Raw genomic sequence first — 13,476 nt, 5'->3', positions numbered from 1 at the left:
TCTCGGGGCGTGGCTCAGCCTGGCTAGAGCGCCTGGTTCGGGACCAGGAGGTCGGAGGTTCAAATCCTCTCGCCCCGACATTAGAATGGGGGGTATGGTGTTGGGCGGCTGGAGCTACTCGCATCATTCAATATGCGCGGCCGCCCAACACCATACCCCCCATCCCCCCGCAGCCCGCACCGGCAAAGCCAGTTGCGGGCCTTGAATGGGGGGCCAGCGCAGCGCCGCCGGTGTTACTCAATCATTAAGAAGGACGGCACCGCCTGGCCACGACTGAGCCGGGCACCCAGCCGCAGGCTGGGTCGGCGAGGAAGTACCCGTAGCGCGACAGCGCGGATGGTATCCCCCCGCAGTCCGCACCGGCAAAGCCGGTTGCGGGCCTTGAATGGGGGGCCTGCGGGGCGCCGCAGCCAACGCCGGTGAAACTGATCGACTGGCTCCGCATTTCTGTACAACGGCCCGGCTCTCCGCGTCTTCTCGCTCTAGACTTGCCGCACGCTTGTCATTCATAGTAACCATTGGCCGGTGCAGAACGACTCACCGTTTCGCGTCGGCGCTATCGTCTCCGGTCCGCTCTTCAACGAGCCGATGCGCGTGGAAACGGTACAGACCAGCGGGAACGGCGCATGGATCGTGGGGCTCGTCGGCACCCAGTCCGAGCGATTCCGCAAGGTCTCGTTGACCGCCCGCGATCTGGAAGGCCTGACCGTTCTCGATGCCGGTTTCACCTACGACGGCGATGGGCGCCTTCTCTGGTTGGGTCTCCAGGCCTACTCGCTTGGGCTAGCCTGGGAATTCGATCCGTATTTCGGCCTCTCGATCTCGCGCGTCGATCCCCTGCCGCACCAGCTCGAAGCGGTCTACGACTACCTCCTGAAGCTCGCGCGCGTGCGGTTTCTGCTGGCCGACGATGCCGGGGCCGGGAAGACGATCATGGCGGGCCTGCTTATCCGCGAGCTTCAATTGCGCGGTCTGGCGGAACGCGTCCTCGTGGTCTGCCCGGCGAACCTTGCCTTCCAGTGGCAACGGGAACTCAAGGAGAAGTTCGACGAAAAGTTTCTCGTCCTCAAAGGCAGCGACATCCGCGACCAGTTCGGCGTCAACCAGTGGATCGAACAGAAGAAGATCATCACGTCGCTCGATCTGGCCAAACGCACCGAGATCCTGCCGGGTCTGAAGCAGGTCCAGTGGGACCTGATCATCGTGGACGAGGCCCACCGGATGTCCTGGACCCCGCCCGCCCGCAAGACGGCGCGCTACGCGCTTGGAGAACTCCTCCGGGACACGGCCGACCATCTGCTGTTGCTCACGGCCACGCCGCACAAGGGCGATCCCACGAACTTCAGCTTGTTCTTGCAGCTTCTCGATGTGGACGCCTACGCGGATGTGAAGTCCATCCATGAGGCCATGAACCGTCGCCGAGCGCCGTTCTACCTGCGCCGCACCAAGGAGGCGATGGTCTACTTCCCCGAACGGCGGCCGGACGGCACCTGGGTGGCGGAGAAGATTTTCACCAAGCGCATTCCGCACACGGTGGACTTCCAGATGGACGGCCCGGAGTTCGAGCTTTACAAAGAGATCACCCGTTTCGTGAAACGACAAAGCGCGAAGGCGGCCGCCCAAGGGGACGATCCCCGTGCCCGTGCGGTCGGCTTCCTGATGTCCCTCTACCAGAGAAGGCTCGCCTCCAGCACCTACGCCATGCGGCACAGTCTGGAGAATCGTGCGCGCAGACTGGAAGAAGGACTGAAACGCGCGCAGGAACTGGTTCGCCTTGCCCCGCCCGATCTGCCCGATCCCGAGGAAATCGAGGAAATGGAGGAGGACGAGCGCGAGCGGCTGGAGCAGATGCTCGAGGCGATCACGCTGGCCGGAAATACCGAACAGGTCCGGGAAGAGATTTCTGAACTCCGCGAGCTCGCCGTGCAAGCCCAGGCCGTCGAGGATTCGAATACCGAAGCCAAGCTCTCCAAGCTCCGGGACCTTCTCCAGAAGGAAGGGTTCTTCGACCATCGGGAAAAACGCCTTCTCATCTTCACCGAGTTCAAGGACACGCTCGACTATCTGATGGGGAAGCTGAAATCCTGGGGCTTCGAAGTCGGCTGCATTCACGGTGGCATGAGGCCGGGCTCGCGCAACGACCCCGGCACGCGTCTCTATTCGGAACAGCAGTTCCGCGACGGGGCGATCCAGGTCCTTGCCGCTACCGAGGCGGCGGGCGAGGGGATCAACCTCCAGTGCTGCAATATCCTCTTCAACTACGACATCCCCTGGAACCCGAACCGACTCGAACAGCGCATGGGGCGCATCCACCGGTACGGCCAGCGCAAAGACTGTCTGATCTTCAACTTCGTGGCCACGAACACCATCGAGGGCCGGGTACTTCAGCGGCTCTTGGAGAAGCTGCAGGAAATCCGAGACGCCCTTGACGACGATGCGGTCTTCAACGTGGTGGGCGAGGTTCTTCCATCGGCGCACGTGGAGCGCATCCTGCGCGAGTACTACGCCGGGAAGCTGGGCGACGCCGACCTCGAGGATCGCTTGCTGAAAGACGTGGACGAGGGCCAGTTCCGGGCCATCTGCCAGAACGCCCTGGAAGGGCTGGCCTCCAAGAAGCTCAACCTGGAAATGCTGGTTGAGCGTCGGGCGCGGGCGCAGGAGCGGCGCGTGGTGCCGGAGACCATCGCCCGGTTCATCCGCGACGCAGCCGAGTACGTCCCGTTCAAGATGAAGCCCGTGACCGTCTTGCCGCACGCCTTCGAGCCCGCGCGCACGCCACCGGTGCTACGGAATTACGAGCGGGAGCCGGACTGGAAGCTCCCAGCGCTCGCCAACAAGTACCCGCGATGTTCCGCCGACCGGGACACCGCCGAGAAGAACAACCTGGAATGGGTGACCCCTGGCCATCCGCTCTTCGAGGCCGTTCGGCGGCACACGTTCCACTCGGCGCGGGAGCCGTTCTCCAAGGGCGCTTGTTTTTACTCGCTCCAGCACGAGAAACCCGCCCGGATGGATTTCTACCGCGCCCGCGTCGTGGACGGGCTTGGGGCTGTGGTCCATGAGCGGCTGTTCGCCGTCGAGCTTGCGGCAGACGGTGCCACGAACCTGCGGGAGCCGAGCATGCTGGGCAACTTCGCCCCGGCGAAACTACCCGAACGCCTCCCTGAAGTGGCATCGGCCCCCGAGGCGACTGCCGCGCTTCATGAACAGGCCTTGCAGCCGTTTCTGGAGGAGACCCGGAAGGAGCGCCTGGCCGAAGTTGAGCGCATTACGGAGCATGTGGAACTTTCCCTGACCGAGCTTCTTCAGCGCGCGGACGAGGAGATCGGCAAGGCGAACGAGGACAAGGAAAAGGGCGTGGCCGGAGCCGACGGCCGCTTAGCTCAGGCGGAGAACCGTCACGCCGAACTTCTGGCCCGGCGCGAGCGGCGCAGGCAGGAGCTCGAACGCCAGCGGTCGCTTTCCCTGCAGACAGTCGAGCGGATCGCCAGCGTCATCGTTCTTCCCCATCCCGAGCGCGAGGCCCCCGAGCTGAAGCATCTTCGGCAGAACCTGGAAACCGAAGCCACGGCCATGCGGATCGTCATGGAGCACGAGCAAGCCCAGGGGCGGCAGGTCTACGACGTCCACGAGAAAAACCTCGGCTACGACATCACGAGCCTCGACCTCAACTCCGGCGAGCTGCGCCTCATCGAGGTCAAGGGCCTGGGCGCGGAAACCGGAACGATCCTGCTCACGCCCAACGAGCGGCGCGTGGCCGAGGATCGGCGGGACTGCTATTTCCTCTACATCGTCACCAACTGCAACGCCAAGCCCATTCTCCAGGAGCCGGTCAAGGACCCGGCCCGGCTGGAATGGCACGAGGTCACGAAGGTCGCGCACTACTACCTGGCGGTGAACGCCATGACCCAGCCGATGCAGGTGCGCGAGAATTCGCCTCCGTATGGAGGCGAACGTCCATGACGACCACATCGATTCCCACAACCATCGGGCAGGTCGCCGCCCTTGTGAAGCGGGGTGAAGGAGCAACGCTGGAGTTCAAACGCTCGACGGGCGAACTGAAAGAAGGCATGCGGACGCTCTGCGCCTTTCTGAATGGGACCGGAGGCACCGTGCTTTTCGGCGTCCGGCCCGAGGGGACCGCCGAGGGGCAGGACGTTTCCGACAAAACCCTCCGCGATATCGCGCAGGCCGCCGACCGCTTCGAGCCTCCCGCCCATGTTTCCATCGAACGCATCAAGGGCAAAGAGGGCCGCGAGATTGTAGTCGTCACGGCCGAGGGCGGCAGAGATGGCAGGCCCTTTACCTATGAGGGCCATCCTTACGAGCGCGTCGGCAGCACGACGCGCCGAATGCCGCAGGCGAAGTACGAGCGTCTGCTCGTCGAGCGTGGTCACGCCAAGCGTCGATGGGAGAACCTTCCCGCCGAAGGCCTGGCGTTGAAAGATCTGGACAGCAAGGAGATCTTGCGGACGCGCGATCTTGCCATTCAGCAGAATCGGATTTCACCGGAAACGAGCCGCGACATCGGCGAGATTCTCGACCGGCTCGGCCTGCGCATTGACGGCGTCCTGACACAGGCGGCGCAGGTGCTGTACGGCACGAGATTCCTCCCCTACTACACCCAGTGCCTGCTCAAGATGGGCCGTTTCCGGGGCACCGAGGTCACCGGCGAAATCGTGGACAACCGGCAGGATCATATGCACGCCTTCGCTATGGTGCGGGAAGGCATGGCTTTTCTCGAACGGACGATGCCGCTCGGCGCGCGCTTCCCAAAGGGCAAGATCTTTCGGGAGGATCGCTTCCCGATTCCGATGGACGCTCTTCGGGAGATTCTGCTGAATGCCGTCATGCACCGCGACTATTCCCACGGCTCCGGCTACGTCGCCATTGCCGTCTTCGACGACCGGATCGAGATCATCAGTTACGGTCGTCTTCCCACCGGCATCACGGTGAAGCAGCTTTCGGGCAAACACGACTCGAAGCCGGTCAACCCGTTGATCGCCGGAGCCTTTCATCGTACCGGCGCGGTGGAGGTTTGGGGCCGGGGCACAAACCGGGTGATTGCCGCGTGCAAACGTCACGGTATTAAGCCGCCCAAGTTCAAGGAGCGGCAGGGCTTCGTGGCCGTGACGTTCAACGCGGAGATGGTCGCTGGTAACGCGGCCCGGCCAGAGTCGCAGCCAGAGTCACGGCCAGAGTCGCAGCCAGAGTCGTTGGCCCTGCGGGTGCTCGCGTCGCTTGAGCAGGAAGCGTTGAGCAAGGCCGAGATTTCCACCCGCCTTGGACAGAAGGAGGTTTCGGGGCAGCTCAACAAGGTGATTCGCGCGCTTATTGGGCGCGGGCACATCGAGTACACGTTGCCGGACAAACCCAACAGCCGCCTGCAAAAGTACCGCATGACCCCGGCCGGAGAGAAGACGCTGAAGAAACCCGGTGGGGAGGACGTGAAATGACCTATTTCCTCTGTGCATTGGGTGGTCTGGTGGTCGGTGGCCTTGTGGCTTGGCTGCTCGCGTCCGCACGCGTTGCAAAATCACTGTCCGCCAGGATCGAGGACCTCGCACGGCAGGCAAACACGGCCGAGGGCCGGGCCTCTGGATTGGAAGCGACCGTCGCCGAACTGCGCGCGCAGAACCAGAGGGCCTCCGAGGATTTCACGAAGATCAGGGACCAGTTGTCCAGCGAGAACGGCGCGAGGGTGAAGGCCGAAACCCGGCTGGCGGAGACCGTTCAACGGCTTGAGGAAGAGAAGAAACTTCTGGAGGACGCGAAGGCCAAGCTGACGGATACCTTCAAGGCACTCGCTGGGGACACCCTCAACAACAACACGACGGCGTTCCTGAAACTGGCTAAGGAGACCCTCGACAAAGTCCTCATGGACGCGAAAGGCGACCTCGGCCAGCGCCAGGAGGCCATCCAGGGCCTGGTCAAGCCCCTGGCGGAGTCCATCACGAAGTTCGAGGAGCACGTCCGCGCGATTGAGAAGAACCGGAATGAGGCGTATTCGGGGCTGACGGAGCACCTGAAGGGCCTCTCCGCAAGCCAGCAGCAACTGCAGAAGGAAACCGCGAACCTGGTCACGGCACTGCGAAAGCCACAGGTGCGGGGCCGTTGGGGAGAGATGACGTTGCGCCGCGTTGTGGAATTGGCGGGAATGTCCGAGCACTGCGATTTCGCCGAACAGGTCACCGCCAACACCGAGGAAGGCAGGCAGCGTCCTGATCTCGTCGTCCGCTTGCCCGCCGCGCGCGAAATCGTCGTGGATGCCAAGGTCTCCCTGGAGGCTTACCTCGACGCGGTCGCGGCGGATTCTGAAGAAGCGCGCAAAGACGCCATGATGCGGCACGCGGCGCAGGTCCGTAGCCACATGAACGCCCTTGCCAACAAGCAGTACTGGGCGCAGTTCACCCAGGCCCCCGAATTCGTCGTCATGTTCATTCCCGGCGAATCGTTTTTCGGCGCGGCGGTGGACGCGGATCACAGCCTCATCGAGGACGGCCTGGAACAACGCGTGGTGCTGGCGACTCCGACGACCCTGATCGCCCTGCTTCGTGCTGTCGCTTATGGCTGGCGGCAGGAGCAGGTCGCCAAAAACGCCCAGGAGATCAGCGAACTCGGAAAGCAACTCTACGAACGCATGAGAACCCTTGCCGAGTACATCGGCGAGATCGGCAAGGGGCTTGAGAAAGCCAATGCGTCCTACAACAGCGCCGTGGGATCGATGGAGGCACGCGTCCTGCCCGCCGCGCGGCGATTCAAGGATCTAGGCGCTGCCCCTGGTGCCGAGCTACCATCGGTCCAGCCCATCGAAACGACCCCGCGCGCGCTGACGGCACCGGAGCATTCCGGGGATTTGAGTGATCGCCAAGGGACGCAACTGATCGGCTCTGAGGATGCTCCTCTACCTATTGATGATGGCGGTGGAGATGGCGCGGGTAAAAGAGAGACGCCGGACGCATGACGACTCCTTACCACAGTCAATACTGGGCCCATGCGCTCACCCTGCGCGGCGCGACGGGGAGCATCGAGGCGCTCTCCCGTTCCATTGCCGGGTCGCGGGTCGATCTCAATCCGCATCAGGTGGACGCGGCGCTCTTCGCCATCCGCTCGCCGCTCACGCGCGGCGTCATCCTGGCCGACGAGGTCGGCTTGGGAAAGACCATCGAGGCCGGGATCGTGATCTCCCAGCGATGGGCCGAGCGCAAGCGCCGCATCCTCGTCATCGTGCCCGCGACGCTCCGAAAGCAGTGGCAGCAGGAGTTGGAGAGCAAATTCTACTTGCCCACGCGGGTTCTCGACTCACGGGCGTTCAATGCGCTGGCGGAGGAAGGTATCTCCAACCCGTTCGATTCCCCAGAAAAACTCGTGATTTGCTCCTACCACTTCGCGTCCGCGAAGGCGAACGAGATTCACCGCGTCCCCTGGGACCTCGTCGTCATCGATGAGGCGCACCGGCTGCGGAACGTCTACAAAAAAGCGAGCAGGTTGGCCCGCAGAATCGCGGACGCCGTGGGGAGTTCGCCCAAGCTCCTCCTGACGGCCACGCCGCTTCAGAACTCGCTCATGGAGCTCTACGGCCTGGCCAGCGTCATCGACGATCATCTTTTCGGGGACGCGACCTCTTTCCGAGATCGGTTCGTCCGGGCGGCGGACGAACGCGGGCGGAACGCCGATCTGCGCGCCCGCCTGCAGCCCATCTGCGCCCGTACCCTACGCAAACAGGTCGTGGAGTACATCCCGTTCACGCGGCGCATCCCGATCACCCAGGACTTCCTGCCGAGCGACGCGGAGCACGAACTTTACGAGGCCATCTCCGATTACCTGCAGCGCGATCAGCTCATCGCCCTGCCCGCGGGTCAGCGCACGCTGATCACGCTGGTCCTGCGGAAACTCCTCGCCTCTTCCACGTTCGCCATCGCCGCCACGCTGGACAGGCTGGCCATGCGGCTGGAGGCTATTTCCTCCAACCCCGAGAACCTGCTCGACGACGAGGACCTCGAAGGCGTCGATGAACTCCAAGACGAGCTGGAAGAAGAGAAAGAAGCGGAGGAATCCGAGGAGGAGAAACCCGTCGAGGAGCCTCCGCGCATCGACCCGGAACGACTCAAGACCGAGATCGCCGACCTGCGGCGGTTCGTGGAGCGCGCCAAGCGCATCACGGTGAACGCGAAAGGCGAGGCCCTGATCCCCGCGTTGAAGATTGCCTTCGACAAGGCCGGGGAGCTTGGAGCGCAGCGCAAGGCCGTTCTCTTCACCGAATCGCGCCGGACCCAGCAGTACCTTTTCGACCTGCTCTCGCGCAACGGGTACGAGGGCAAGCTTGTGATGATGAACGGATCGAACAACGACCCGCAGTCGAAGGCGATCTACGAGACCTGGAAGGCGCGCCAGGAGAAGAAGGACGGCCTGACCGGCTCCCGCGCCGTGGACATGAAGGCCGCCATTGTCGATCATTTCCGCGACCACGCTACGGTCCTCATTGCCACGGAGGCGGCCGCCGAAGGCGTGAACCTCCAGTTCGCCTCGCTCGTGGTGAACTACGACCTGCCCTGGAATCCCCAGCGCATCGAGCAGCGGATCGGCCGCTGTCACCGCTACGGTCAGAAGCACGACGTGGTGGTCGTCAACTTCCTCAACCGGCGCAACGAGGCGGACCAGCGAGTCTTCGAGATCCTGAGCGAGAAGTTCCGGCTTTTCGACGGCGTCTTCGGGTCGAGCGACGAGGTCCTGGGCGCGCTGGAGTCCGGCGTGGACATCGAGCGCCGCATCGCCCAGGTCTACCAGACCTGCCGGAACACGGACGAGATCAAGACTGCCTTCGACCGACTCCAGACCGAACTGGACGAGCAGATTCAGGCGCGCATGGCCCAGACCCGGCAGACCTTGCTGGAGAACTTCGACGAGGACGTGAGCGCGCGTCTGCGCGTCCACCGCGACCGGACGCTCGAAAGCCTGGGCGAACGGGAACGCTGGCTCCTGGAACTGACGCGAACGGAGCTTGACGGCCACGCCCGGTTCGAGCCCGCGCGGCCGCGCTTCCAGTACACGGGGTCGCACGCGCGGCAAGGGTGGTATCACTTCGACTGGAAAGAGGCCGAGAAGAACGGCGATACCTTCTACCGGCAGGACCACCCCCTCGCCTCCCACGTCCTCCAGCAGGCGATGGCCCGCGAGCTACCCACGGAAGCGCTGCGCTTGGACTACGCGGGCCACGGCCAGGTGGTAAGCATCCTCAAACCCTACGTGGGAACCTCCGGCTGGCTGGAGCTTTCCAAGCTCACGGTCGAGTCCCTCGACATCGAGGAGTTCCTGATCTTCGCCGCCCGCGCGGACGACGGCCGCGCCCTCGATGATGAAACCTGCAGAAAGCTGATGCTCCTACCAGCGGTTCAGGAAGGCCCAGCCAAGGACGTCGCGCCCGACCTTTTCGCCATCCGCGAGGCCGAGATGAAGTCCCGGCTCAAGCAGGTGGAGGAACGCAACGGAAAGTTCTTCGACGAGGAGGTCCTCAAACTTGACGGCTGGTCCGACGATCTCAAGCAGGGACTCGAACGCGAGATCAAGGAGCTCGACCGGCAGATACGGGAATTCCGTAAGACCTCCGTGATGGCCGCCGCGCTCAAGGACAAGCTGGAGGCCCAGAAGGGGCTCAAGTCGCTGGAGGGCGAGCGGAACCGGAAGCGCCGGGAGCTTTTCGACGCGCAGGACGCCATCGACGCCCAGCGCGATGAACTCATCAAGCGGATCGAGGGACAACTGCGCCAGCGTCACACGGTGAAGCCGGTGTTCACGTTTCGGTGGAGGCTGGCATGAGAAAGTTCGGACAAGGAGAAGCGCCATGAAACGAGTGTTTTTGAGCTTCCTCCACGAGGATATTTGGGAGGTCAACCAGTTCCGGGCGGTCATCGGCAACGAGTACGTCGGTGCGATGGCCTACGACGAGTCTCTCAAGGACCCGGTTAAGTCCCTCAGCGTTCCCTATATCCAGTCCAAACTCACCGACATGATAAACCGGGCGAGCATGGCAATTCTCTTGGTATCGGACGACTCGTGGAAGGACCCTGATGGTTGGCTGGAGTGGGAGATGACGACCGCCTGGAACCTCGACAAGCAGGTCGCGGCTATGAAGTTCAAGAACGCATCTTATGCGCGCGACCCGGCGTTCCTTCCCAAGTTCAAGATCTCGGCTGCCCAGTGGAACATCGACACGATTCGGCGGTGGATGGCCAACGAGGGAGCGTGAAATGAACTACGGAACCACACGGAAGGTTTTTATCAGCTACCACCATCGTGGAGACCAACGATGGTTTGACGAGTTCACGCGGATGTTCGCGGACCACTATGAGATCTTTCACGACAACTCGCTGGACGGGAGGATTCGAAGCGACGATCCCGAGTATATCAATCGCGCCATTCGTGAGGAGCATATTGTCGGGAGCTCGATCACGATTGCCCTGTGCGGGGCGGCGACGTGGAAACGCAAATACGTCGACTGGGAGATTCACTCGACGCTTCACCACGAGCATGCTCTTCTGGGCATCGCCCTGCCGACTGCCACAAGGGGTGATCAGGGCAAGATCGTCGTCCCCAGTCGACTGCACGACAACATTCAGAGCGACTATGCGCACTGGCTTGGCAGTTGGGCTACCGACCCCCAGGCATTGAAGGCCGCTATGGAACTCGCGATCCAGAAGAGCCAGGACACGGGAAAGATTCGGAACGAGCGGGAGAAGATGGGGCGGAATTTGTCATGAACTGGAAGGACCTCATCACGATCAGGATCACGGACAAGTACACCCTTGCCATTGAAGCGGGGCCGCTCTTCCTCGTCCTCATCATCCTGATCGCCGTCCTCTGGGGCGTGTGGCACTATTACCGACGCCGGAAACTGCCGCCCTGGGCGGTCGTGGAAGCGGAGATTCAGTTGGGGGGCATCGGGAACGTAAAGATTCGCCCAAGCTACGAGGATATCCAAGTTGCCCACAAGGCGTGGGTCGATCTCGTGACGCGGAAGGCCGCTCTTCCTTTCGATGAAGAACACGACGTCATCGCCGAGGTGTACGATTCCTGGTATGCACTGTTCCAGGAAATGCGGACGCTTGCCAAAGCGATTCCCGCCGAGAAAGTGCGATCCAGCAAGGACACCCAGGAGTTGGTGCGGTTGCTCGTTGACGCGCTGAACGAGGGGCTCCGTCCTCATCTGACCCAATGGCAGGCGAGGTTTCGCCACTGGTACGACGAGGAACTCAAGAAGAACCTTGGGAAATCACCCCAGGAAATCCAGCAGGGTTTCCCGAAGTACAGCGAGTTGGTAAAGGACCTCAAGCGCGTCAACAAGCAGTTGGTCGACTACGCAGGAGTTATTAAACGCATTGCGCAGGGCAGCGACGGAGTAAGGGCGCGCTCCGATGAAGCCAGTACGGAGGCGTTGACTAAAGGATAGGTATGGCGAATCACAAGACCAAACTCGAGCTGACGTGGATCGGCAAGGAGAACCAGCCGAGGCTGGAGCCGCGCATCCTCATCGAGGACCCGGCGAAGTCCTGCCACGCCCCGTTCCGGGTGGGCGACAAAGACGTCTTCGACAACCGCCTCATCTTCGGGGACAACCTGCTCGCCTTGAAGGCGCTGGAGTGGGAATTCGCGGGGAAGATCAAGTGCATCTACATCGACCCGCCGTACAACACGGGATCGGCTTTCACACATTATGATGACGGCGTCGAGCACTCGCTTTGGCTGTCGTTGATGAGGGATCGCCTGGAAATCTTGCGGCGGCTGCTGGCAGGGGATGGCTCCATCTGGATCAGTATTGACGATGCCGAGATGCCGTACCTACGTGTTTTGATGGATGAAGTATTCGGACGCCCTTGTTTTATCGCGTCAAACGTTTGGCAGAAGCGATACTCCCGCGAAAACCGTGAAGCTATCGGTGACGTACACGAATACGTTCTTGCGTATGCGCTCGACGCGGAAACCTTCAAGAAGACTCGGAACCGCATCCCAATCGACGAGAAAAGCGCGGCGGTCTACAAGAATCCCAATAACGATCCCAAGGGCCGATGGCGCGGCATCCCAATGACCGCGCAGGGCTGGCGGCCAAATCAGATGTACCCGATCACAACGCCAAGCGGCGTTATTCATCGGCCGCCCGAAGGGCGTTGTTGGAGCACAACCGAGGACAACTATAAAGCGCTGCTCGCAGAAGGTCGTATCTGGTTCGGCAAGAATGGCGACGGCCAGCCCAATGTGATTCGCTACTTGACCGAAGTTGAGGGAATGGTTCCTTGGACTTGGTGGCCCCACGACGAGTGCGGTCACACCGACGAGGCGAAGAAGGAAATCCACGAGCTGTTCGGCAAGGTCGATGCCTTTGATACGCCAAAGCCCGAGCGTCTGCTCAAACGAGTCCTGGACATTGCCACCAGCCCCGGCGATTGGGTCCTCGACTCCTTCGCCGGTTCTGGCACGACCGGCGCGGTCGCTCACAAAATGGGCCGCCGCTGGATCATGGTTGAGCTGGGCGAGCACTGCCACACCCATATCATCCCGCGCCTGAAGCAGGTGATCGAAGGAAAAGACCCGGGCGGCATCACCGAGGCTGAAGGTTGGAAAGGCGGCGGGGGCTTCCGCTACTACCGCATGGCCCCGTCGCTCCTCCAAAAGGACCAGTTCGGGAACTGGGTCATCAACCGGAAGTACAACGCGGCCATGCTGACGGAGGCCATCTGCAAACTGGAGGGCTTCGCCTACTCTCCCAGCGACACGGTCTACTGGCAACACGGCCGTTCGACCGAGAAGGACTTCATCTACGTCACAACGCAGACGCTCACCCGCGAGCAGGTCCAGAAGCTCTCCGACGAGGTGGGCGAGGGCCGGAGTCTCCTCGTCATGTGCGGAGCGTTCCGCGTGAAGAACCTCGACGCGTTCCCGAACCTGACGGTGAAGAAAATCCCGAAGGCCGTCCTCTCCAGTTGCGAATGGGGCAAGGACGACTACAGCCTGGAGATCAAGAGCCTTCCCATGAAACCCGCCGAAGAAGAGTCGGAACTCGTTGCCCCGCCCTCGGGCAAAAAGCCGCGCACCAGGGCCGAGCGCCGGGGACAGGCCACGCTATTCGACATGACGGGCAAGGAGGGCAACGAATGAACCCGGCCGTCAACACCATCGCCAACCGCTTGAGCCTCCGCCCCCCGCAGCGGACCTCGCTGGAGATCCTCGCGCGCATCTGCGACATCATCCCGCTGGAAAAGGGCGCGGACGTCGCCCAGGCCATCAAGGCCATTCAGTCGGAATTCTCGACGGTCACGGATTTCGAGCGGGACTTCCCTTCCCTCTGCTTCGCCCTGGCGACTGGCGTGGGCAAGACGCGGCTCATGGGCGCGTTCATCTCCTACCTCCACAAGGCCGAGGGCATTCGCCACTTCTTCGTCCTCGCCCCGAACCTGACCATCTACAACAAGCTGATCGCGGACT

Annotated in this window: 9 protein-coding genes and 1 tRNA gene; all 10 read left to right on the top strand. The window is 62.4% G+C overall.

Going from position 1 to position 13,476, the window contains the following annotated elements; translation table 11 throughout:
- Positions 1-3 precede the first annotated feature (3 nt).
- A tRNA-Pro gene (locus tag HY696_07255) sits at positions 4-78 on the top strand.
- 447 nt (positions 79-525) lie between these two features.
- Positions 526-3,963 carry a DUF3883 domain-containing protein gene (locus tag HY696_07250; protein MBI4238195.1) on the top strand — a complete coding sequence of 1,146 codons (3,438 nt, stop codon included), beginning with the start codon at positions 526-528 and terminating at the stop codon, positions 3,961-3,963.
- Positions 3,960-5,456 (top strand): putative DNA binding domain-containing protein, encoded by a 1,497-nt coding sequence (locus HY696_07245; protein ID MBI4238194.1) that lies wholly within the window; start codon positions 3,960-3,962, stop codon positions 5,454-5,456. The genes HY696_07250 and HY696_07245 overlap by 4 nt, the downstream gene beginning before the upstream one ends.
- Positions 5,453-6,964, top strand: coding sequence for a DNA recombination protein RmuC (gene rmuC, locus HY696_07240; GenBank protein ID MBI4238193.1), 1,512 nt, complete (start codon positions 5,453-5,455; stop codon positions 6,962-6,964). The genes HY696_07245 and rmuC overlap by 4 nt, the downstream gene beginning before the upstream one ends.
- Positions 6,961-9,816 carry a DEAD/DEAH box helicase family protein gene (locus tag HY696_07235; protein ID MBI4238192.1) on the top strand — a complete coding sequence of 952 codons (2,856 nt, stop codon included), beginning with the start codon at positions 6,961-6,963 and terminating at the stop codon, positions 9,814-9,816. Before rmuC ends, HY696_07235 begins: the two co-directional genes overlap by 4 nt.
- Positions 9,817-9,841: 25 nt before the next feature.
- Positions 9,842-10,246, top strand: coding sequence for a TIR domain-containing protein (locus tag HY696_07230; GenBank protein MBI4238191.1), 405 nt, complete (start codon positions 9,842-9,844; stop codon positions 10,244-10,246).
- A 1-nt stretch (position 10,247) separates the two neighbouring features.
- The gene (locus tag HY696_07225; GenBank protein ID MBI4238190.1) at positions 10,248-10,757 is read left to right on the top strand and encodes a TIR domain-containing protein; all 510 of its coding nucleotides are present in this window, start codon (positions 10,248-10,250) and stop codon (positions 10,755-10,757) included.
- Entirely contained in the window at positions 10,754-11,446 is a 693-nt protein-coding gene (locus HY696_07220; GenBank protein MBI4238189.1) for a hypothetical protein, read from the top strand. The genes HY696_07225 and HY696_07220 overlap by 4 nt, the downstream gene beginning before the upstream one ends.
- Before the next feature lie 2 nt (positions 11,447-11,448).
- A complete protein-coding gene (locus HY696_07215) occupies positions 11,449-13,149 on the top strand; it encodes a site-specific DNA-methyltransferase (GenBank protein ID MBI4238188.1) in 1,701 nt (566 codons plus the stop codon).
- Positions 13,146-13,476 (top strand): DEAD/DEAH box helicase family protein (locus HY696_07210; protein ID MBI4238187.1); only part of this gene is annotated, 331 nt, incomplete at its 3' end. The genes HY696_07215 and HY696_07210, both read left to right, overlap by 4 nt.

This window comes from Deltaproteobacteria bacterium (genome assembly GCA_016210045.1).
Lineage (GTDB): Bacteria > UBA10199 > UBA10199.
Note: the sequence above shows the minus strand (reverse complement) of the source record. Positions and strands in the feature narration are given on the sequence as shown.